The following is a 22,103-nucleotide window of genomic DNA, read 5'->3' as shown; positions in this document are numbered from 1 at the left end:
TATTAACGTTTCAGGTTAACAACTTCCTGAAGTATTTCATCCGACGTTGTAATGATCCGGGAGTTTGCCTGGAATCCACGTTGAGCTACGATCATCTCAGTAAACTCTCCAGTCAGATCCACGTTAGACATCTCGAGCTGCCCAGCAATGATTGCTCCTGTTCCGTCCTCAGCACTGTTCGCTGTTAAAGGATCAAGAGTACCGTCAGGATTTGCGTTAGCTGTCATCCGGTATAGGTTACCCCCTATTTTTTCCAATCCTTCAGGGTTAACTACCTTCCCTATTCCAATTTGAGTATCGCCTTCGATTGTTCCATCAGCCATTGTCTGATTAATCATACCGTTCTGTCCGATTGTGAATGAAACAACATCATCACCAATAGTGATTGCTTCCCCTTCACTGTCTAATACGAAGAGGCCATCAGATGTAACCAGATTACGAGCTGCATCTACATGAAAATCCCCAGCGCGAGTCAAAAATGGAACTTCCTGATCTCCCCCCATGGAAACTAAGAAGAACCCGTCACCATTGATACGCAAGTCCGTTGGATTGTTTGTTGTCATAGGACTTCCTGCAAGATGCAATGTATCTATAGATCCCACAGATACACCCAAACCGATTTGCTTTGCATTCACACCACCAGATGGAGCATCAGTTGGGGCAGTTACCCCTGCCGTAGTTTGGCTCATAATATCTTTGAACATAACCCGACTGCCTTTGAAGCCAACCGTGTTTACGTTCGCAATATTGTTACCAATTACGTCGAGTTTGGTTTGGAAACCCCGCATCCCGGAAACGCCTGAGTACATTGATTTCAACATTTTTAAAAATCCTCCCAGTCTTCATTTGGTTACCGCATCAGTCGGTCAGCGGCATTCCGGCTCCCGAGAAGGGCCAGCCGGTCAAGAAATGATTACGGCACTATCAATCTGAGTGAACACATTATCCTTCATGCTCTCACTATCCATAGCTGTAACCACAGTACGATTTTTGACATTGACGATAAAAGCCATATCCTGCATTAAAATCAATGACTCTTTGGCTCCTTTGGCAGCAGCTTTGTCCAAAGCAGAACCAATCTGTTCCATTTGCTCGGTTTTGAGTTCAATACCACGCTGTTCCAGTCGTTTGGCAGCATGATTGCTCAATTTCAGAAGGTTATCTTCCAGCACCTTTGCAAAAGGTTTTTCGGGTATAGCCGAAGCTTCTCCCGTTTTGGGTCTTTGAAGCATATTCGGTGTAATCGGGCCTGCGTATAATTGTCCAACCGTTATGCGATCATTCATATCGTTTTCCCGCTATCTTCCGTATCACCCGTTTCAGCGGATGATTCAACTTCCTGGCTCTCGTTCGTTTCAGGGGTTACATCCTGAACGTTCTGTACCGGAGTTTGACTCTCTTCTGCCTGTTTTGGATAATTCACCTGAATGATTTCATCCAGCTTAATCTCGTCGTTGCCCACTTTTGCGTATTGAACGCCATCTCTTACAATGATGGAATCTACAATACCCTGACGAAGAGTTCCGTTATCATCTTTATTAGAAGAAAGCCAACTTACCTCCATGCCAATCATACCGGATACAGCACCAAGGGACTGGTTCAATGTTTTAAGCTGCGTAGAAATATTGACCAGTTGTTCCACTGAGCTGAACTGTGCCATTTGAGCGATAAATTCCTTATCCTCCATCGGCTGCATCGGGTCTTGATTTTGCAGCTGGGTAATCAGGATTTTTAGAAACTGATCTTTACCCAATTCTTTTGTTGCAGCACTTGTGGTTGCTTTATTAGCTGCCGAATAGTTCGGCCAGGTATTATTCATTGAAACATTTTCATTAGCCATTTACTCACCTCATTTCTGCTTAAGCCTTAGCACTAAATGTATCTCTCTGTAATTCGTTTCCTTCGACTTGCTCGCTACGCCAGTTACGCAATTCTTCTTGTATCCCTGCTGTAGCTATAGCATCATCCGATTGTTCCTCACGCTCACGCGAACGGCGTTGTTGTTGAGAGTTACTTCCCGGCTGACGGCCTCCGTCCTGATACATCTGTGATCCGATTGAACTGTTCTGAGTAACCTCAAGTCGTTCCACCTGAATCCCCTGGGCTTGAAGTGAAGAACGCAGCTGCGTCATTTGTTGTTCAAGCATGTCTTTAGCCATCGTATGCTCAGTCATAAACCGTGCAACCAACTGCCCGTTCTGCAAGGTAATTTGAACATCCAACTTACCTAGATGCTCAGGCCGAAGTGAGATGGTCGCCTCGGAAAATCCTTTTTGCTGGACAATATCCAGCTTGTTAACAACAAACTGTGTCATTTCCTTGGCAAACTGTGATGTTTGCATTACAGGTTCAGCCGGTTTTCCTGCTGTTGTACCTGATGAACGCAAGGACAACTCTCCTGCAGTAATGATGGTTGAGTGTTCCACTTCTCCACCTGCATTTGAAGCAGATGTGGTCTCAGCCTCAGCTTTCACCTGGGTTCCAGAATTCGCGACTGCCGCAACAAGAACTTGTGGCACAACAGAATCCTGTTTGGATGTTTGAAGCGAAGCACTTGGAGCTACCTGTGCAGTCTGATCCTTAACTGCAGTCAATGTATCCAGTATGGATTTCAGTTCAGTCCATCCTTTGTCACTAGTGGTATCCACTCCAGCCTCTTGAAGCTGACTCTGCAGAGATTGTAACAAATGTTTGAATTCAGGAGCGTTCTTCGCAACGTTACTCTCAGGATCATTCATTCCAGCTACTAATTGTGTAAGCATATCTTGCAGAACAAAACGTACTGCTGCCGGATGCTGCGACAGTTCAATTGCGGGTACTGTTTTTACGCTTTCCGCTCCAGTCGAAGATTCGTCGGAACCTTCTGTATTAGTACCTGAAGGATTACTTAATTGTGTATACATCTGTTGAATCAGAGTTTGCAAACCTGCAAGTAGAGCTGGGTCATTTTCCAAAGCTTCGTCAAGTGAATCCAAGTCCGTGAACAACGAATTCAGTATAGCCGTGATTGATGTCGCTTCTCCTTCTTCACTTGTAGCAAAGGAAAACACCAGCGGATTGGCTGTTAAACTTCCAGTAGCGCTTGAACTATCACCTTCTGTGTTTCCTCCAGATAGCGATTGTGCAAGAGTTTGGAGAAATTCACCGCTAGCACCTGCAGCTGAACCTTTCGATTGTGCTCCGGTTGTCTGACCTGTTCCCGTTGCTTTTGCAGATGCTGTGGATGCCATTTGATATACAATCGACATTTATTTTCACCTCCTCTCGGTTATACAGTGAATCAGATCTACTTGTTACCCATTAATTTGTTCAAAATTTTTGCAGTTTCAACCGAGTCCTCTGAAGACATGTTCTCAAGCAATTGAGAGCGTGTTGCATCATCTACTGAATTCAGGATGGTCAATGTTTTGTCAGGACTTAACTTGTATGTTTCCAATAATAGCTTGGCACCACTTGAAGCAGACATCGAAGCAAATGTTTGACTAAGCTGGTTTTTATCCAGGTTTTTGCTTGTGGTTGTGGATGCAGTTGAAGTTGCCGCGGTTTCTTTATTCAATCTGGATTGCAGCGCATCCAGTGCCAGATCCCCGGACGGTTTGGCATCCTTCATCATCATAGTCACATCGGCTGCTGTTTTCGGGTCCATCTTTTCAAGCACCTTGGTCCGAGCAGATGACTGCATGGCATTCAACAACAATACCATTTCCTCATTCGTCATATTTTGCAAAATAGGTGCAGCTTTGCTTGGGCTCATGTCAGCATACATTTTAGCCAAATCTTTGATTTGTTTTTGATAATCAGATTCCGTCTCTGACGTTGCTGCTGTAGCCGTTTCAGCCGCTTTTTCCGCATCATCCAACTTCTTCTGAAGGTCCGTTGCCTTCTTTGCTTCGGTTGTTGTTGCTTCCTGTGCTGCCTTGAGCTCTGTTTCTTTGGCAGTTACCTGGGATTTCAGCTTTTCGATTGTGGCTTCAGCACTTTCAACCTGCTGCTCACTCTTCTCCAGCTTCTCCTTCTCCGGATCCAGTACAGGATCAGGTACCCATTCCTTGACTACCGGTATCTTGTTGGCGAATTCAAACAAATTATTACGAATATCTACATTAAATAGCGTAAGTAGTACACCTAGCAGTACTACGGTGAATACAATCGGGATTGAAATCATGAGAAATTTTTCCCAACCGCCTCCCGACTCTTTTTCCATGTCGCTATCATCTTTAACAGCCATCGTTCATTCCTCCTTCACGAGACAACTTCGCGTCCGGCTCACATCAATTCGCGCGTCCGGCTTTGGCAGCGAAGCGTACAGTAGCCATCTCGTCCAGATCGTTCTGTTCCCGGAGGAGCATCTCCTGCTGAAATTTGATTTTGGCCTTGTCTCTCGCTCCAAGCCATACTTTTTCGTCAATCATCTTACCGTTTAGAAACGTCTGATTCCGCTGCACATTGACCTGAGCATGTTTAACATCACTGTTTTTGCGTGAAATGCACTCGTCAAGGTGATGTACATAACGCTGCATCTCCTGCAGACTGTTTACAGACGCTGTATTTTCCGTAGCAGATTGGATAATGCCGATCAGATTACTTCTGTCGTTCAGAAGTTGTATCAGATGTTCTTCCTCCGTCTGAAGTTTGCCGATCGCTGTGGATAACATCCACTCTGCCTGTGTTTTTTCATTACTCTTCAGGTCAACAACTTTCTGGAAATGATATCGAAATTTCATCGTTTACCCATTCATCTCCTTGCAAATTCAAGAATCAAACGTTCCTGTACTTCACTTAAAGTGACTTTCTCGTCGACTTTCTGCTTGGTAAAGTTCCATATACTATCAATCTGGTCTATCGATTCATCTATGGCTGCATTTGATCCCCGCTGGTAAGCTCCAATATTGATCAAATCTTCCGATTCTTTGTACACAGCCATCAAACGTTTCATATTATTAACGGCTTCCAACTGCTCTTCCGGAGCAATATCCTTCATAACACGACTGATGCTGGCTAGCACATCAATCGCTGGAAAATGACCTTTATTTGCAATGGATCGATTTAACACAATGTGTCCATCCAGAATACCCCTTACCGCATCCGCAATTGGTTCATTCATGTCATCCCCATCGACTAGAACGGTGTAAAAGGCTGTAATCGAACCGGTAGGTCCTGTACCCGCCCGTTCAAGCAGTTTGGGCAAACTTGCAAAAACCGATGGCGTATACCCTCTCATTGCCGGAGGTTCACCTACGGCCAGACCAACTTCCCTTTGTGCCATCGCATATCGGGTTACCGAATCCATCATGAGCATCACGTTCATTCCACGATCTCGGAAATACTCTGCAATAGTGGTCGCAATAACTGCTCCCTTAATCCGAATCAGGGCAGGCTGATCTGAAGTTGCAACAATGACTACGGAGCGTTCCAGTCCTTCCGGACCCAAATCCCGTTCAATAAAGTCGCGTACCTCACGTCCACGCTCACCCACAAGCGCGATGACATTGACATCTGCTGCTGTATTACGAGCAATCATGCCCATCAATGTACTCTTACCAACACCAGAGCCGGCAAAAATACCTACACGCTGTCCCTTACCTACGGTCAGTAATCCATCGATAGCTCTTACACCAACACCCATCGTTTCAAGTACACGTGGACGATCCATTGGATTGACCGGAGTATTGGAGGTAGAGTACATCGGCATTCTTGATGGAAGAAGGGAACCGTCCAGCGGTTGTCCAAGTCCATCCAACACTTTACCGAGCAATTCGGAGCCTACCTGAACGCCGAGCGGTTTACCCGTACCTACTACATCGCAACCAGGACCGATGGATTGTAGTTCACCCAGTGGCATAAGCAGCACTTTGTTATCTCGAAACCCAACAACTTCGGCCTGAAGAGGCTTGGCTGATTTACCAGGATAGATATAACATACGTCACCGATACTTGCATCTGGCCCTTCTGACTCCACCATAAGACCAATGACCTGAGTAACTTTGCCGTTAATACGAACAGGATCAAATTGGCGCAAATGTTCCATATATCGCTGTGAACTAAGAACCTTCATGTTGATTTTTTCGCTCCTCATCCTCAAGTGCTATGCGGACCAGTTCTTTTTTAATCTCAGCAAGCTGTGTATCAATTCTCGCATCTACACTTCCGAACGAAGAACGAATGACACATCCCTTATCTTTGACCGTTGAATCAGGCAAAATCTGCAATTCTGCCTGAGAATCAATGGACAGAGACAATTCTTCACGAGCTGCCTGTACAAATGTAAACTGATCAGGTGCCACACAAAGTGTGATTAACCCCTGCTCCCGTTTACGTGACAAACTCTGACGAATCAGTTCCAATGTATGATCGGGTTCAATGGTAAGTTGCTTATCAATGACTTTCTCAGCGATCCCGCAAGCGAGATCTACAAGGAACGGTTCGGCTTCCTGAATGATCTGATCTTTAGCTACATAAGCTTCCTTGAGCACTTCCTGGGCTTCAATCATCATCTTTTCGATCTGCACCTGGAGATCCAGTTCAGCTTGTACTTTGCCTTCTTCAAAACCCTGTTGGAAACCTTGTGAACGAAGCGCTTCAGTCAGATGTTCATCCTGTTGTCGTTGTTCCTGCCACCAGCTGTCGATCTGTTCACGGGCCTCTTGAAGCATGCGCTCTGCCTCTTCTGAAGCTTCACGTACTTGCTTTTCTGCAAACTCCTTGGCATCTTCCAGCATCTCTGCGGTAAGACGTTGTGTTTCTTCGTCCACGCGTGCTTGAAGCGTTTCTGCTTCAGAACCTTCAGCACTATCACCGTATAATTCCGTTTCAGACTCCTCAGCACCACCATAATGATGATGATTTTCAAGTTTTTTACGGTCATCAACGGGTACATACTGGAAAGACTTAATCAAATTAGACAATGATATCATCTCCTCCACCGCGTGCGATAATGATCTCACCGGCTTCTTCCAATCTGCGTATCGTTCCTACGATACGTGTCTGAGCTTCCTCAACATCACGCAATCGCACAGGCCCCATGAACTCCATCTCTTCTTTGAAGGTTTCGGACATACGCTTCGACATGTTCCGGAACACAGCATCCCGAACCTCTTCGCTTGCCACCTTGAGTGCAAGTTGCAGATCTGCGTTGTCGATATCCCGGATAATACGCTGGATCGAACGATCATCCACATTGACGATATCTTCGAATACAAACATGCGTTTTTTGATTTCCTCCGCAAGCTCAGGATCCTGAATTTCAAGCGAGTCCAAAATGGTACGCTCTGTACCACGATCGACTCCGTTCAGAATCTGAACGATCGATTCAATACCACCCGCATTCGTGTAATCCTGCGTTACGGTAGAAGATAGTTTCTGTTCCAGAACCCGCTCCACTTGAGAGATGACTTCCGGCGAAGTACTATCCATAACAGCCACCCGGCGAGCGACATCTGCCTGTTTCTCTTGTGGCAAGGATGATAGAATCGCTGCTGCCTGTTCGAATTGCAGGTAAGACAGAACCAGGGCAATCGTTTGCGGGCTTTCATTCTGAATAAAGTTCAAAATTTGGTTCGGATCTGCTTTGCGTGCAAAGTCAAATGGTCTGACTTGCAGCGTAGCTGTCAAACGGTTAATGACTTCAAGTGCTTTTGAAGAACCCAGAGCTTTCTCCAGGATTTCTCTCGCATAATTGATACCGCCCTGAGAAATATATTCCTGCGCTAGACAGATCTGGTGAAACTCGGCCATGATCATGTCCTTTTCGGAAGAATCAACCTTGCGAACGTTGGCAATCTCCAACGTAAGTTGCTCAATCTCTTCATCACGCAGATGTTTGAAGATCTGAGCCGATACTTCCGGACCTAATGTAATCAACAAAATTGCTGCTTTTTGTCTTCCAGTCAAACCTTGACTGCTTGCCTTCGCCAATGCGTTCACCTCTATTCGTCAGCCAGCCATGTACGCAGCAGATTGACGAATTCGTCTGGCTTTTTCTTGGCCAAACTCTCCAATTGTTTGCGCACCTGACTTTCGTTCGTTACACTGTCCAGCGTAATGGACGGGAACTCTGTTGCTATTGGAAGAGGAATCTCTTCTTCTTCGACTTCGTTTTGTTTGCGGCGACGGCGTACTAACAAAATAACTACCGCTGCGATCAATGCCGCTATGAGTGCGCCTCCACCCCACATCATCGTTGAGGAAAGCTGGAAACCTGTATTGTCTGCAGAGGCAGTCTGGAATCCTTGTGACATGACTGAAACTTTCTTTGTCAGATCGGCGTCACTTATTACAGTGCCTGAGTCTGCCAGTGAAGCACGAACAATGTTAACCAAAATGTTCTCAATTGCGTCCTGAACCGGTCCCTGTAATTCTGTTTCTCCATTCGGTGGTTCAACTGCAACGTTAATGGTTAAATCTTTTACAGTATACGGACTGGAAATAATATCCTTGGCGATTCGATTAACATCGTAGTTTATAGTGCTTGATGATTCTTCGGAGGTAGAGTTACCGGCTGCATCAGATGATGGATAACCCGGAACTTCCTCTTGTCCTGTGCCAGCAACTCCACCTGTTGGGTTGCTTGCGCCAGTGTAACTCTTTTGAATCTCCTGCACACTGATCTCGATGCCTTTCATATTATCTACATCAACAGGTGTGACCAGATTTTCCTTACGTGTTTCTTTGTCAAAATTAAGCTTGGAGGCTACCAAAACATTAACTTTGTCTTCGCCTACAATCTGGGAAAGGAATTGCTTTACGTTATTACGGACATCGTTTTCAAACTTTTTCTGTAATGCCATGTTCTCTTGGACTTCGGAAGACAACCCTCCACTGCCACCTCGGGCAGTTGGAATCAATTCTGCTTCATCTGTGTTCGTAATCGTGATGTTCTCAACAGGCAGATTAGGAATTGCAGTTTTAACCAAGTTAAAGTAGCCATCTACCGCTGCCTGATTGGGGTGATAACCCGGTTTGAATTGAAGAGCTACCGATGCTGATGCTTTGTCTTGTTCTTCTAAACCAGCAAAGATGTTATCTTTCGGCATATTAACGAGTACTTTAGCATCCTGTATCCCTTGCATCCGCTGAAGTAACTGTTCAACTTCTCCGTTTATAGCGTTGTTGTACTTTACATCAAACTCTTTATCCGTCATCCCGATCGGCGATGATGACTCCTCGAATGACTTATACCCTAATGAACCATTCTGAATAATCCCTTGAGATCCAACATTCACCTTTGCAATTGCAACACTTGTACTCGGTACGGATATGGTCTTGCCATCTGAACTTAATTTGTATGGAATGCTAGATGAATCGAGATAACTGATCACGCCCGCTGAATCACTTGCATTCAAATCTGTAAAAGCTACTTCATATTCCGTCTTGGACAATTGCATCGTGAGTACAACAGCAGCCAAAATCAGGAACAGGAAGGTGGATATAAATAATACTTTTTGCTTTTTGCTAAAACTATTCCAATACTGGGATGCCTTATCCCTGTACTGGGCGATTCTCTCATTCACTCTGTCACCCCATCCGAAACTTTGCTTAGTCTGTCCTTACTCAACCCTCGCCGTTTCATAGGTTGACGATCAGGAGCAGCATCGCAGCTGCTTTGTTGTAATGATCAGCGCTATTATCGAAGCGCAAGTAGGTTATTTTATAACTGCGTTCGCATAACTTCCTGGTATGCTTCGACCACTTTGTTTCGGACTTGAGTTGTGAGTTGTAGGCTTAACAAGGCCTGTTCTGAAGCAATCATCACCTGATCCACATTCGCTTTGCCGACCAAAAATTGATTCGACATTTCATGCGATTGAGCCTCCTGTGCTGCGACGGATCCTAATGCATTCTGTAAGTATGTACCGAAGCTCTGAATGGTTTCGGCTGGTGTAGAAGGCTTACTTTCGGTTGCACTCTTCATCTGTAGCGGTTGTATCCCCTGTGTGCTAAACATGTTGTTCTGAATCATTAATGTCCCTCCCCTTCATCCCTGGTTTGTATTTTTCTTATTTTCATTTCAAAGCAGATTATCTTCCAATCTCCAAAGCTTTGGAGATCATCGCTTTGGTTGAATTCAGTGCTGTTACGTTTGCTTCATAGGAACGCGAAGCAGAGATCATGTCGACCATTTCTTTCGCAATATCCACATTAGGCATAAATACATATCCTTCTGCATTGGCATCTGGATGAGAAGGGTCATACACAGGCTTCAAAGGTGACTGATCCTCCCGAATCTCCGTTACTCTTACGCCATCTCCTGAACCGCTACCTCTCATCTGATTTTGCAACATCGTACCAAATGACGTTTTATTCGGCTCAAGCACAACCATTTTACGTTTGTAAGGGACCGCTTCACCATTGGATACGCTCGCGCGCGTCGTCTCTGCGTTGGCAATGTTGGAAGATATGACGTCCATCCGCAACCGTTGGGCTGTCAGAGCTGAGCTACTGATACTAAAACTATTACTAATGTTCAATTTAGGTTATCTCCCTTCCACGCCAACACGCATAATTTTAATTTGTTCGTTCACTTGCTGAATATAAGCGTTATAACGCAACTGATTCTCCGCCAGAAGACTCATTTCTCTGTCTATATCGACATTGTTTTCGTTGTTATTCATGGAGGTTGACTGGTCCATATTAACTACTGGCGTTGGTACGGAAGAGGAAGGACCTATGACAAAATGCCTTGCATCAGTTACTTTACCCTTAAGAACAGGCATATCTCCATTCATTTGCCCTTGCAACATTTCTTCAAAAGAAACGTTCGAGCGCTTGAAATACGGGGTATCGGCGTTCGCGATGTTGTCAGCAATCGTTCGTTGTCTGATATTGGACGCATCGAGTGCACCTTGCAATCTTTTAAAGCTGATATCGTTTAAAAGATTCACAATCCCCCTCCTCTCTTTAGAAGTAATGGAAAAAGATTGAATCTTTTCCCTTGAAAATTCTTATGTTTTTTTCGACAAAAACATTCGTCTTTACACGGTTTTCTAGGACTTAAGTAGAGTTAACTCTGATGTTGTCGTATAACATAAGTTTCTTCGAGTTTGGGATTTATTACAATAAGAAAAAAGCCCTATCTTTTCTGAAAGACAGGGCTTTTTGTGTATTTTCTGCAAATTATGAATTTTTTCGTAAATGTTCGGGCCCAAAACAAAAGTATGTTAATACTCTCCCTGATTGTTCTTAAACATTCTTAAAATAAAAAAAAACTTTCAAGTCTCAACATGAGCTTACAACGCCCGTAATTATGTATATTTCCGAATATTTCATAGTTGATAATGTTAGAATTTTTTGCCGTTGTAGTAAGGGTTTATGGACAATATGATAGATATACATACAAAGCTATATATTAATCAATTGACAAGTTATCTTTCAATGATGAAGAAAACTCGACCTTCCTACACAACACTTTCTTAACAATTAAGCGGCGTCTATATATTTTAATTTTAAGAAAACAATTAGTGGGTTCACACTTTTCAACAATTCATCATTTTGCGCATTTACGCAACATTTACCAATCTATCGACTAAACCGATGACCAGACTTGGAATAAGAAAAATTCTTTTAATGGGAATCATTGGGTATGTAAACGAAGAATAACTACCACTCCGATAGGTTTTAACTTCGTATACATGCGGCACAAGTCCTAGGTTTTGTCGATCCGTATAACAACCCCACATCTTTTATCGGTTGTAACATTGAAATCCTTTAGATAAAACAAAAATAAACGATATGCGTCGTCAAGTAAGAGAGCCTTTGTGGATCACACAAATGTTCTCTACTTTCTTGCATACCGTTCATTTATAACATCATTTTAACAACTACATTGCTAGTTCCATGTTACAGGATATACTGACTCAAATCACGATCAAGCGCAATATCATTTAATTTCTCCCGGACATACTCCGGAGTGATCACCATACGTTCCAGTGTAAGCTCAGGTGCCTCAAAGGATAAATCCTCCAAAAGCTTCTCAAGAATCGTATGCAGTCGACGTGCACCTATATTTTCTGTATTTTGATTGACGGATTCGGCCAATTTGGCAATCTCGCGAATGGCCTCATCCGAGAACTCAATCTCAATATTCTCGGTGCGCAGTAGATCAACATACTGCTTGGTCAATGCATTTTGCGGTTCAGTCAGAATGGATACAAACTCCTCCAGTGTAAGACTACTTAGTTCCACACGAATTGGGAAGCGCCCCTGAAGCTCAGGAATCAGATCAGAAGGTTTGGCGACGTGGAATGCTCCAGCTGCCATAAACAGAATATAATCGGTTTTGACAGGGCCATACTTCGTCATTACCGTTGAACCTTCGACGATAGGCAGTATGTCACGTTGCACACCCTCGCGGGACACATCAGGACCACTACCGCGCCCTTGACTGGCCACCTTGTCGATTTCATCTATGAAAATGATACCTGTCTGCTCCGCCCGGCGAATGGACTCCTGGGTAACATCATCCATGTCGATCAATTTCCCTGCTTCTTCCTGGATCAACACTTTACGCGCTTCTTTAATAGCGAGTTTACGTTTTTTCGTACGACGAGGCAACAAGCTACCAAACATCTCCTGCATGTTCATGCCCATCTGATCATTACCTTGACCAGCAAACATGTCCATCATGTTAGGAGCAGTGTCTTCTACATCAATTTCAATGATGTCATCCTCCAACTTGCCGGACAACAGATCAAACTTGATCTTGCGTCGACGCTCCGCAACTCCTGTATCCGGTTCTGGCTCATCCTGCTCCTGAACGTTGTTACCATTATTGCCAAAGATCATCTCAAAGGGATTGCGCTGATTCTTGGACTTAGACTGTGAAGGAGCCAAAATATGTACAATTCGTTCGTTGGCAGCTTCTTCAGCTTTGTCTTTCACTTTTTCAGTCCGCTCCAGCTTCACCATCCGCAGTGATGTCTCAATCAGATCACGCACCATCGATTCAACGTCACGGCCAACGTAACCTACTTCAGTGAACTTGGTAGCTTCCACTTTCACAAATGGCGCACCTACCAGTTTAGCGAGGCGACGGGCGATCTCCGTTTTACCCACACCGGTAGGTCCAATCATCAAAATATTTTTAGGCACAATGTCGTCCTGAGTGTGTTCAGGCAAAAGGCTACGCCGATAACGATTACGAAGGGCCACTGCTACCGATTTTTTAGCTTTCTTTTGACCTACAATATACTTGTCAAGCTCTGCAACAATCTGTCTCGGTGTTAACGCTTGAGTATTCATATTGCTTCCCTCCTACCAGTATGTTGAATTTATTTTACCTAACAAGGACAAAGAATCCCCTGGACGTCCTGGAGCAGATTACAGAATCATGCTCCACTACGGGAGATTTCTTTGGCTTATAATTCTTCTACAATAATATTACTGTTGGTATATACACATAGCTCCGAGGCAATCTGAAGTGATTCACGCGCAATATCTTTCGCTTCCAGGTTTACTGCATGACGTTTCAACGCACGTGCAGCAGATAAGGCAAAGTTTCCACCTGATCCGATAGCAATAACGTCATCATCCGGTTCAATAATTTCCCCGCCGCCTGAAATGAGCAGCATACCTGATTTGTCCATCACAATCAACAGTGCCTCAAGCTTACGCAAGATCCGATCCTGACGCCAATCCTTGGCAAGCTCTACAGCAGCACGCTGCAAGTTACCATGGTGCTCCTCCAGCTTACCTTCGAATTTCTCAAACAGGGTGATCGCATCCGCCACAGAACCAGCAAAGCCAGCAACAACCTGTCCGCGGTACAAACGTCTTACCTTCTTGGCTGTATTCTTCATCACAACACTTTGGCCCATGGTCACCTGACCATCTCCTGCGATTGCAGCCTTACCATTATGACGAACAGCACAGATCGTTGTAGCATGAAATGACATATCCATGATATCAGCATCCTCCCACGAATAATTTATACGCGTTCTGGAACAGTTAGACCTTCTGCCGCAGCAAAACTAGTAATGCCATCCAGTGCACGCTGTGCAAGAGCTTCATTTTTTTCCTTTTTGTTACGAATCTTCGTTTCAAGCTTCGGCAACAAACCAAAGTTTGCGTTCATTGGTTGGAAGTGCTTGAAGTCAGCCGTTGTAATATACTGAGCCATACTGCCAAGTGTTGTTTCTACCGGCAATACCACCAGTTCCTGCCCAAGTGCTGCTTTGGCTGCGTTCATGCCGGCAATCAGCCCTGATGCAGCAGATTCCACATATCCTTCTACACCCGTCATCTGACCTGCAAAGAACAGGTTTGGACGCTCTTTAAACTGATACGTCGGAAGAAGCAGTTTAGGAGAGTTAATAAATGTATTTCGGTGCATTACGCCATAACGAACGAACTCTGCATTTTCAAGTCCAGGAATAAGGGAAAAGACACGTTTCTGTTCTCCCCATTTCAGATGCGTCTGGAAGCCCACCAAGTTATAAAGGGTTCCAGCTGCATTGTCCTGTCTAAGCTGAACAACCGCATGTGGCAACTCTCCTGTATGAGGGTTAACCAGACCTACCGGTTTCATAGGTCCAAACAGAGCCGTCTGTTTTCCGCGTTTCATCATCACTTCGATTGGCATACAGCCTTCAAAGTAGATTTCTTTCTCGAACTCTTTCAATTGAGCGACTTCAGCAGTAATGAGAGCTTCATAGAAGACATCAAACTCTTCTTCTGTCATCGGACAGTTCAGATATGCCGCTTCACCCTTATCATAACGTGAAGCCAGATACACTTTGTTCATATCAATTGAATCTTTTTCGATGATCGGTGCAGCTGCATCATAGAAGTAGAAATACTCTTCCCCCATTAGTGCCTTAATTTGCTCAGACAATGCGGGTGAAGTCAGCGGCCCCGTTGCAACAACAACGATGCCATCTTCTGGCAGAGAAGTTAATTCCTCATTCACCACTTCGATGAGCGGATGTTGGTGCAACGTGGATGTAATCTCACCTGAAAATCCATCTCGGTCCACAGCAAGTGCCCCACCTGCAGGAACTGCATGTTTGTCTGCTGCTGACAATACAAGAGAATTGAGCATTCTCATTTCTTCTTTTAACACACCCACTGCATTGGTCAATCCATTCGCACGCAGCGAGTTGCTACATACCAGCTCTGCAAATTTATCCGTATGATGAGCTGGCGTTTTCACAACAGGTCTCATCTCGTATAATTTTACGCGTACGCCGCGACTTGCAATCTGCCAGGCCGCTTCTGTTCCTGCCAGCCCGGCACCAATAACGGTTACTTGTTGTTCATTTGTCAAAATCATTTACCCCCATAAAGCAATTTCATATTTCACTATAATTGAATTGATTCACATATATACTAATCTGCTGATTCGTCATCCGGTTCATCCACCGGCTCCTGATGATCACATGAAGTGCACTGCAATCGTGCTCCCTTTTTGTTCCGCTTTTCAATCATTAGCGATCCGCAACTTGGACATGGTTTGGCTGAAGGTCTGTCCCATGAGACAAAATCACATTCAGGATATTTGTCACAACCGTAGAAAATACGTCCCTTTTTGCTACGACGCTCAACAACATGACCTTCCTTACACTTCGGACAAGTCACGCCGATATCCTTGATAATCGGTTTGGTATTCCGGCAATCAGGGAAGCCAGAGCACGCAAGAAACTTGCCAAAACGTCCAAGTTTATAAACCAGCGGTTTGCCACACTTCTCACAGATCTCATCCGATACTTCGTCTTCAATCTCGATTTCTTTCATTTCTTCTTCCGCAAATTCAAGCCGTTTCTCAAAAGATTCATAGAATTCTGCGAGTACTTTGACCCAATCCTCGGAACCTTCCTCCACATGGTCAAGATCACCTTCCATGTTTGCGGTGAACTCTACATTCAGGATTTCCGGGAAAAACTCTTCCATCTGTTCGATGACCAGTTCACCCAGCTCGGTCGGCATGAATTTCTTTTCCTCAATTGCAACATATCCGCGCTTCTGAATGGTCTCCAGTGTTGGCGCATATGTACTCGGACGCCCTATTCCCAATTCCTCAAGCGTCTTAACCAACCTTGCCTCCGTATACCGGGGTGGCGGTTGTGTAAAATGCTGTTTTGGCTCAATCTCCTGCTTCTCAAGCACATCTCCACTTTTCAACGGAGGCAGCAGACGATCTTCATCGGTTGTACCATCGTCGTTTCCTTCAACATATACCTTCATGAAACCTTGGAATCGTACCTTAGAACCTGCTGCACGGAAAATGGTGTCCCCCGCAGCAATATCTACAGAGAGTGTATCCAGAATAGCCGAAGACATTTGGCTCGCTACAAAACGTTCCCATACCAGTTTATACAACCGGAACTGATCGCGACTCATGAATGACTTGATTGAGTCAGGGTCACGCAGAATTGAAGTTGGACGAATCGCTTCATGCGCATCCTGAGCATTAGCTGCTTTTTTGGAATAGTTTCGTGGAGTCTCAGGTGCAAATGGCTCACCATACTTACCAACGATATATTCTTTGGCTTCTTCTTGTGCAGATGCCGCAATTCGTGTGGAGTCCGTACGCATATACGTGATGAGACCTACTGTGCCTTCTTTTCCAAGGTCTACACCTTCATATAGTTGTTGGGCGACCGACATCGTCTTGGAGGCTCTGAAATTCAATTTACGCGCCGCTTCCTGTTGCAGAGAACTCGTCGTAAACGGGGCGGAGGGGTTACGGCTCCGTTCTTTCTCTTTAACTTCCTTGATCGTAAAGTCTGCACCTTCGATCTGTTTCAGGATCGCTTGCACTTCCGCTTCACTGCCCAGCTCTGTTTTGGCCCCGTTCAGTTTATGAAACTTGGCTTCAAACGGATTGCCGTCTGCTGTCAGTTTGGCGGTAATGCTCCAGTATTCTTCCGGCTCAAAATCATCAATTTCATTTTCACGATCTAAAATGATTTTAACAGCCACGGACTGAACCCGGCCTGCAGACAAACCTTTTTTCACTTTCTTCCATAATAACGGACTAATTTTATATCCAACGAGCCGATCCAGAATACGTCTTGCCTGCTGCGCGTTAACCAAATCCATATTGATTTTCCGCGGCGTTTTGAACGCATCTTTGACCGCCTGTTTTGTAATTTCATTAAATACAACCCGGCAATCTGCCGTATCGTCCAGTTCAAGGGCATGGGCCAAATGCCATGCAATAGCCTCACCTTCGCGATCCGGGTCAGCTGCGAGATATACTTTTTTCACTTTCTTCCGTGCATCCTTCAGTTCTTTCAAAATTGAACCTTTGCCGCGGATCGTAATATATTTCGGATTAAAATCATTCTCTACCTCAACGCCGATCTGACTCTTTGGCAAATCGCGAACATGCCCCATCGAAGCTTTTACGATGAACTTGCTGCCTAAATATTTGCCTATCGTCTTCGCCTTTGAGGGCGACTCCACGATTACGAGTGCATCCGCCATAGGTTCATCCTCCTCTCAGTCATGAAACTGTCATGAAACTGTTTCTGTAAGCTTATGCATAGTTAATAACTTCTGCTAATTATATATTTCCACGCACTACGTAGGTTGTAGCTTCGTCATACCCTCGCGTATTTAGTGCCTGGTAATTGGCTAATCTGCTTTTTTATGATTAAAGATAACAGAACTGAATGCAAATGTCCAAAATCCCAACCAAGCAGCTCAACCAGTTGATCCAATGATTGTTCTCCCTGTTCCAACAGATAAATCACGCGTTGTTCATCTGGAGAGAGCTTAACCTCAGCGAATATCCCTCGCCCGGAAGGCTCGGTTGTTTCGGTCGAACGTCCTCTATTGTAAGGAAGTTGTTCTGCATTTGGCAAGCCCAATCGATACTCTTCCAATACATCTGCTGCACAAGTGACCAATTTGGCCCCTTGTCGGATAAGATTGTGTGCTCCCCGACTTTTCGGCGATGTAATAGGTCCAGGGACTGCAAATACATCCCTGCCTGCTTCAAGCGCAGCATCTGCTGTAATGAGTGAACCACTGCGAATGTCAGCCTCAACAACCAATGTTCCCAGTGTCAGACCGGCAATGATTCGATTCCGTTCCGGAAATAATCCCTGGCGCGCTCTCGTACCTGGTGGATATTCCGACAAAAGCAGCCCCGTGTCCGCGATTCGCTCGGCGAGGCTTGTATTTTCGGGTGGGTATATATTATCAATCCCTGTTCCGAATACGGCAATCGTTTTTCCCTTGGCACGTAATACTGCCTCATGACACACGCTATCAATACCGCGGGCAAGCCCGCTTACAATCGTCAGTCCTGCATTACATAATTGCTCTGCCAGCTTCTCACCAACTTTGCGCCCATACACGGTTGGCATACGAGTTCCCACCATCGCAATGGACGGGTTGTGTAGCAAACTAACATCCCCTTGAGCATACATTACCCAGGGAGGCTGAACAGTTTCCTTCATTAATATGGGATAATTCTGATCCAGATAAGTAATAACCTCTATCCCCTGATTGTAAACGTGTTCTCTTTTACTCTCAATCCAGTCGATAGTAAATTGGCTAGTCAAACGTGCAGCTTGATCTTTGCGCAAACCTGCTGCGACCCAGTCGCTTTCCCCATAATTCAATAGTTCGGGTAATTCATGTTGTCCCAGAATCAGTTTCGAGATTGTTTTTTTACCAATACCCTCCATCTCATGTAACCCAAACAAGATCCATCGTTCTTCCATACCATAAACCTCCCAGAGCGGGAAGAGTATCTTCCCTCATATTGTGTGTTAAGTGACCACGGAATGCAAGCGTTTACGCAGATGAGAGACAATTCCTCACCCTTTTCCCGTAAAAAAACGCAAAAAAGCAACCCTTCGCCCTGTTCAAGGACAAAAGGTTGCTTACCTTTTCCGTAACCATAATAGTCGGTCTACCAGAAATAGATCATTTCCGAGCCGTTTCTTCTATTATAACGAAAAAGAATTAATGTGTCGTGCACAAATTCAAAATACCGCGTTCCTCAAGTACACTCACCAAAGTCGAACCCATCTCAGCAGGAGTTGGTGCTACTTTGATTCCACATGATTCCAGCTTCGCAATTTTCTCTTTGGCTGTACCTTTGCCGCCAGAGATAATAGCGCCAGCATGGCCCATCCGTTTGCCTGGAGGCGCTGTTACGCCACCGATAAAGCCAACAACCGGTTTGGTCATGTTTTCACGTACCCAATCTGCAGCATCCTCTTCAGCTGTACCACCAATCTCACCAATCATGATGACCGCATGAGTCTGTGGATCTTCATTGAACCGTTTGAGGATATCAATGAACTCGGAGCCTTTTACAGGGTCTCCCCCGATTCCTACAGCAGAAGATTGTCCAATGCCACGTGTCGTCAGTTGATGAACGGCTTCATAGGTAAGTGTTCCACTACGGGAAACAACGCCTACGTGCCCTGCCATATGGATATAACCAGGCATGATACCGATTTTACATTCGCCTGGTGTAATGACACCTGGACAGTTTGGTCCGATCAGGACGGTATTTTTACCTTCCATGAAGCGGTCAACCTTGATCATGTCAAGAACCGGAATACCTTCTGTAATACAGATTACGAGGTCCAGCTCAGCATCAACAGCTTCCATAATGGAATCTGCTGCAAATGCAGGAGGAACATAAATGACACTCGCTGTTGCGCCTGTAGCTTCCTTCGCTTCCTGTACAGTGTTAAACACCGGCAGACTAGCTACTGTACCGTCTTCCAACGTGATATCCACATTAGTTCCGCCTTTACCCGGTGTAACTCCGCCTACCATCTGGGTTCCGTAGTCCAATGCGCCCTTCGTGTGGAACATTCCCGTTGAACCCGTAATGCCTTGCGTAATGACTTTTGTATTTTTATCGATCAAAATACTCACGTTGCTTCACATCCTTACGGTTATTTTTCAATTCCCGGACAGCTCCGGTACTAAGGAATGAACTTATTTTACGAGGGCAACAATTTTCTGTGCACCATCGGCCATGGAATCAGCAGGAACGATATTCAGGCCAGATTCACCCAGAATACGTTTGCCAAGCTCCACGTTAGTTCCTTCAAGACGAACAACCAGCGGTTTGGTCAGGCCAAGCTGCTTCGCGGCTTCAACAACACCATTGGCGATAACATCACAGCGCATGATGCCACCGAAAATGTTAACAAAGATCCCAGCTACTTTGGCATCGGACAAGATGATCTTAAATGCTTCAGTCACCTTCTCTGTTGTCGCACCGCCCCCAACGTCAAGGAAGTTGGCCGGGTCTCCACCGTAGTATTTGATAATGTCCATCGTTGCCATCGCAAGTCCCGCACCATTGACCATACAGCCGATGTTGCCATCAAGTGCTATGTAGCTGAGGTCGTATTTGGAAGCTTCGATTTCTTTTTCATCCTCTTCATCCAGGTCACGCAGTTCCAAGATGTCTTTGTGACGGAACAGGGCGTTGGAGTCAAAGTTTAATTTCGCATCTAGCGCGATAACGTTTCCATCTCCGGTAACAACGAGAGGATTGATCTCGGCAATAGAGCAATCTTTTTCGACAAATGCAGTGTACAGCGCGAGCATGAACTTAACAGCTTTGTTCACCAGTTCATTCGGAATCTTAATGCTGTAAGCCAGTTTACGGGCCTGGAACACTTGCAATCCAATGGCAGGGTCAATAATTTCTTTGAAAATTTTCTCAGGTGTAGCTTCAGCTACTTCTTCAATCTCAGTACCGCCTTCTTCGGAAGCCATCATAACTACACGGCCTGTGGCACGGTCCACAACAACACCCACATAATACTCTTTGCGGATATCGCATCCTTCTTCAATCAGAAGACGTTTCACTTCTTTGCCTTCTGGTCCAGTCTGGTGTGTTACCAATACTTTGCCCAGAATTTCGGAAGCATAGGCACGAACTTCATCCGTACTCTTCGCCACTTTTACGCCGCCGGCTTTACCCCGGCCACCTGCGTGAATTTGCGCTTTAACAACAGTCACCGGACTGCCCAGTGCCTCTGCGGCCGCAACCGCTTCATCGACTGTATAAGCAACCTTTCCATTGGGAACGGTAACTCCATACTGTTTCAGTACTTCTTTTCCTTGATATTCATGGATATTCATTCTCGAATCCTCCTATCAACATGACTGCAACAAGGCGGGTTGGTAGACTAACAAAAGACAAATGTTGACTATTTTCACTTAAACCCAATTCATTGTAACACGTTTTTAAAACGCTTTCCTTAAAAAATTAATGGTTAATAGACAGTATTTTGATATGAGTATGATCCCATATTGTGAATGCTTGGGTATATATGGAAAAAACCTCAGCTAAAAGCTAAGGTTTCCTTGATGTAAAACTACATTTTATTTTTTGGCTGCGTTAGTGTTGGTTTGGTGAACTTTTTCCAGCAACCCTTTGAACTGACCCAGCAAAGCTTCAAACTCTGTACTGTTCAAACACGCATCTCCCTGAATGGATTCAGGGATGGACAATGCCTTGTTCCGCAGCTCACGGCCGGAGTCGGTTAATGTAATTAATACTTTTCGTTCATCCTGAGCAGAGCGTTCGCGATTAATAAGTCCTGCTGACTGCAACCGTTTGAGAAGTGGTGTCAATGTTCCCGAATCGAGATAGAGTGCCTCCCCGATCTCCTTAACCGTACATTCTTCACGTTCCCACAATACCATCAGAACCAGATACTGTGAATACGTTACGCCGAGCACCTCCAGATAAGGCTGGTACATCTTCGTAATCTCACGTGAACAAGCATATATGGCAAAGCATAATTGGTTATCCAGCTTCAAACTGTCAGTCTGCATATATCTTTCTCACCTGCCTATTGTGCATTCTATTCCTTATAAAAAAGGAACTATAAATCTATCTTATCACAAATTAGAAAAAAAACAGAATAATTGAGCACAAATGATTTTACTATTCAATTTAATTATGATAAATTAGATTGTGTAAAATATAAATATAGATAGAAAATCATCAGTACATCCCCATGATTTAACAACAATAATAGCTAAGTCCAGCGAACAGATTCACGCTTTCTCGGGTCAAATTTAATAATCATAATGAAAGTTTATACTTAACTATTTTCGCCAAAGCTATTTAATGATTTCCTTCCAGAAATAAAATTCAGGGATCCGGAGAG

Annotated in this window: 21 protein-coding genes; all 21 read right to left on the bottom strand. The window is 44.7% G+C overall.

The annotated features are described in order from the left end of the window. Positions 1–2: 2 nt before the first annotated feature. Positions 3–821 (bottom strand): flagellar basal body rod protein FlgG, encoded by an 819-nt coding sequence (gene flgG, locus QNO02_RS11015; RefSeq protein ID WP_124114073.1) that lies wholly within the window; start codon positions 819–821, stop codon positions 3–5. 81 nt (positions 822–902) lie between these two features. Continuing rightward, positions 903–1,286: a TIGR02530 family flagellar biosynthesis protein gene (locus QNO02_RS11010; RefSeq protein ID WP_289392016.1), complete on the bottom strand. Its 384-nt coding sequence runs from the start codon at positions 1,284–1,286 to the stop codon at positions 903–905. After that, on the bottom strand, positions 1,283–1,840 hold the full coding sequence (locus QNO02_RS11005; protein WP_133384319.1) for a flagellar hook capping FlgD N-terminal domain-containing protein: 558 nt from the start codon (positions 1,838–1,840) through the stop codon (positions 1,283–1,285). Before QNO02_RS11005 ends, QNO02_RS11010 begins: the two co-directional genes overlap by 4 nt. Before the next feature lie 19 nt (positions 1,841–1,859). Next, complete coding sequence (locus QNO02_RS11000) at positions 1,860–3,248, bottom strand: flagellar hook-length control protein FliK (RefSeq protein WP_133384318.1); 1,389 nt, start codon at positions 3,246–3,248, stop codon at positions 1,860–1,862. A gap of 38 nt (positions 3,249–3,286) precedes the next feature. Then, positions 3,287–4,228, bottom strand: coding sequence for a MotE family protein (locus tag QNO02_RS10995; protein WP_289392015.1), 942 nt, complete (start codon positions 4,226–4,228; stop codon positions 3,287–3,289). Positions 4,229–4,271: 43 nt separating this feature from the next. Continuing rightward, the gene (gene fliJ / locus QNO02_RS10990) at positions 4,272–4,724 is read right to left on the bottom strand and encodes a flagellar export protein FliJ (protein WP_091031905.1); all 453 of its coding nucleotides are present in this window, start codon (positions 4,722–4,724) and stop codon (positions 4,272–4,274) included. A gap of 11 nt (positions 4,725–4,735) precedes the next feature. Continuing rightward, entirely contained in the window at positions 4,736–6,055 is a 1,320-nt protein-coding gene (gene fliI / locus QNO02_RS10985) for a flagellar protein export ATPase FliI (protein WP_036609365.1), read from the bottom strand. After that, positions 6,042–6,905 carry a FliH/SctL family protein gene (locus tag QNO02_RS10980; RefSeq protein WP_215075451.1) on the bottom strand — a complete coding sequence of 288 codons (864 nt, stop codon included), beginning with the start codon at positions 6,903–6,905 and terminating at the stop codon, positions 6,042–6,044. Before QNO02_RS10980 ends, fliI begins: the two co-directional genes overlap by 14 nt. Then, a complete protein-coding gene (gene fliG / locus QNO02_RS10975; protein WP_047842476.1) occupies positions 6,898–7,914 on the bottom strand; it encodes a flagellar motor switch protein FliG in 1,017 nt (338 codons plus the stop codon). The genes QNO02_RS10980 and fliG overlap by 8 nt, the downstream gene beginning before the upstream one ends. Before the next feature lie 11 nt (positions 7,915–7,925). Further along, a complete protein-coding gene (gene fliF, locus QNO02_RS10970; RefSeq protein WP_249911092.1) occupies positions 7,926–9,509 on the bottom strand; it encodes a flagellar basal-body MS-ring/collar protein FliF in 1,584 nt (527 codons plus the stop codon). A 137-nt stretch (positions 9,510–9,646) separates the two neighbouring features. Next, the gene (gene fliE, locus QNO02_RS10965) at positions 9,647–9,958 is read right to left on the bottom strand and encodes a flagellar hook-basal body complex protein FliE (RefSeq protein ID WP_017689190.1); all 312 of its coding nucleotides are present in this window, start codon (positions 9,956–9,958) and stop codon (positions 9,647–9,649) included. A gap of 58 nt (positions 9,959–10,016) precedes the next feature. Continuing rightward, on the bottom strand, positions 10,017–10,466 hold the full coding sequence (flgC, locus tag QNO02_RS10960) for a flagellar basal body rod protein FlgC (RefSeq protein ID WP_017689191.1): 450 nt from the start codon (positions 10,464–10,466) through the stop codon (positions 10,017–10,019). 6 nt (positions 10,467–10,472) lie between these two features. Beyond that, a complete protein-coding gene (gene flgB / locus QNO02_RS10955) occupies positions 10,473–10,880 on the bottom strand; it encodes a flagellar basal body rod protein FlgB (protein WP_076208905.1) in 408 nt (135 codons plus the stop codon). A 955-nt stretch (positions 10,881–11,835) separates the two neighbouring features. Continuing rightward, positions 11,836–13,236 carry an ATP-dependent protease ATPase subunit HslU gene (hslU, locus tag QNO02_RS10950; protein WP_076208906.1) on the bottom strand — a complete coding sequence of 467 codons (1,401 nt, stop codon included), beginning with the start codon at positions 13,234–13,236 and terminating at the stop codon, positions 11,836–11,838. A gap of 116 nt (positions 13,237–13,352) precedes the next feature. After that, complete coding sequence (gene hslV / locus QNO02_RS10945) at positions 13,353–13,895, bottom strand: ATP-dependent protease subunit HslV (RefSeq protein WP_076208907.1); 543 nt, start codon at positions 13,893–13,895, stop codon at positions 13,353–13,355. Between the two features lie 26 nt (positions 13,896–13,921). Further along, positions 13,922–15,265: an FADH(2)-oxidizing methylenetetrahydrofolate--tRNA-(uracil(54)-C(5))-methyltransferase TrmFO gene (trmFO, locus tag QNO02_RS10940; RefSeq protein ID WP_370511405.1), complete on the bottom strand. Its 1,344-nt coding sequence runs from the start codon at positions 15,263–15,265 to the stop codon at positions 13,922–13,924. Positions 15,266–15,321: 56 nt separating this feature from the next. Then, entirely contained in the window at positions 15,322–17,421 is a 2,100-nt protein-coding gene (topA, locus tag QNO02_RS10935; protein WP_124114065.1) for a type I DNA topoisomerase, read from the bottom strand. A gap of 116 nt (positions 17,422–17,537) precedes the next feature. Further along, positions 17,538–18,668 carry a DNA-processing protein DprA gene (dprA, locus tag QNO02_RS10930; protein ID WP_289392007.1) on the bottom strand — a complete coding sequence of 377 codons (1,131 nt, stop codon included), beginning with the start codon at positions 18,666–18,668 and terminating at the stop codon, positions 17,538–17,540. Between the two features lie 244 nt (positions 18,669–18,912). After that, positions 18,913–19,842 carry a succinate--CoA ligase subunit alpha gene (gene sucD / locus QNO02_RS10925; RefSeq protein WP_036609382.1) on the bottom strand — a complete coding sequence of 310 codons (930 nt, stop codon included), beginning with the start codon at positions 19,840–19,842 and terminating at the stop codon, positions 18,913–18,915. Positions 19,843–19,905: 63 nt separating this feature from the next. Next, the gene (gene sucC, locus QNO02_RS10920) at positions 19,906–21,066 is read right to left on the bottom strand and encodes an ADP-forming succinate--CoA ligase subunit beta (protein ID WP_036609384.1); all 1,161 of its coding nucleotides are present in this window, start codon (positions 21,064–21,066) and stop codon (positions 19,906–19,908) included. Between the two features lie 243 nt (positions 21,067–21,309). After that, positions 21,310–21,765: a MarR family winged helix-turn-helix transcriptional regulator gene (locus QNO02_RS10915; RefSeq protein WP_076208912.1), complete on the bottom strand. Its 456-nt coding sequence runs from the start codon at positions 21,763–21,765 to the stop codon at positions 21,310–21,312. Positions 21,766–22,103 lie beyond the last annotated feature (338 nt).

It is taken from the genome of Paenibacillus sp. PK1-4R (genome assembly GCF_030369595.1).
Taxonomy (GTDB): domain Bacteria; phylum Bacillota; class Bacilli; order Paenibacillales; family Paenibacillaceae; genus Paenibacillus.
The sequence above is the reverse complement of the archived record's forward strand: the minus strand, read 5'-3'. Positions and strand labels throughout refer to the sequence as shown.

What these genes read in the sequence shown, in the direction of transcription:
- flgG (WP_124114073.1), bottom strand. Translation starts at nt 821, where the DNA reads ATGTTGAAATCAATGTACTCAGGCGTTTCCGGGATGCGGGGTTTCCAA.
- QNO02_RS11010 (WP_289392016.1), bottom strand. Translation starts at nt 1,286, where the DNA reads ATGAATGATCGCATAACGGTTGGACAATTATACGCAGGCCCGATTACA.
- QNO02_RS11005 (WP_133384319.1), bottom strand. Translation starts at nt 1,840, where the DNA reads ATGGCTAATGAAAATGTTTCAATGAATAATACCTGGCCGAACTATTCG.
- QNO02_RS11000 (WP_133384318.1), bottom strand. Translation starts at nt 3,248, where the DNA reads ATGTCGATTGTATATCAAATGGCATCCACAGCATCTGCAAAAGCAACG.
- QNO02_RS10995 (WP_289392015.1), bottom strand. Translation starts at nt 4,228, where the DNA reads ATGGCTGTTAAAGATGATAGCGACATGGAAAAAGAGTCGGGAGGCGGT.
- fliJ (WP_091031905.1), bottom strand. Translation starts at nt 4,724, where the DNA reads ATGAAATTTCGATATCATTTCCAGAAAGTTGTTGACCTGAAGAGTAAT.
- fliI (WP_036609365.1), bottom strand. Translation starts at nt 6,055, where the DNA reads ATGAAGGTTCTTAGTTCACAGCGATATATGGAACATTTGCGCCAATTT.
- fliE (WP_017689190.1), bottom strand. Translation starts at nt 9,958, where the DNA reads ATGATTCAGAACAACATGTTTAGCACACAGGGGATACAACCGCTACAG.
- hslU (WP_076208906.1), bottom strand. Translation starts at nt 13,236, where the DNA reads ATGAATACTCAAGCGTTAACACCGAGACAGATTGTTGCAGAGCTTGAC.
- hslV (WP_076208907.1), bottom strand. Translation starts at nt 13,895, where the DNA reads ATGGATATGTCATTTCATGCTACAACGATCTGTGCTGTTCGTCATAAT.
- trmFO (WP_370511405.1), bottom strand. Translation starts at nt 15,265, where the DNA reads ATGATTTTGACAAATGAACAACAAGTAACCGTTATTGGTGCCGGGCTG.
- topA (WP_124114065.1), bottom strand. Translation starts at nt 17,421, where the DNA reads ATGGCGGATGCACTCGTAATCGTGGAGTCGCCCTCAAAGGCGAAGACG.
- dprA (WP_289392007.1), bottom strand. Translation starts at nt 18,668, where the DNA reads ATGGAAGAACGATGGATCTTGTTTGGGTTACATGAGATGGAGGGTATT.
- sucC (WP_036609384.1), bottom strand. Translation starts at nt 21,066, where the DNA reads ATGAATATCCATGAATATCAAGGAAAAGAAGTACTGAAACAGTATGGA.
- QNO02_RS10915 (WP_076208912.1), bottom strand. Translation starts at nt 21,765, where the DNA reads ATGCAGACTGACAGTTTGAAGCTGGATAACCAATTATGCTTTGCCATA.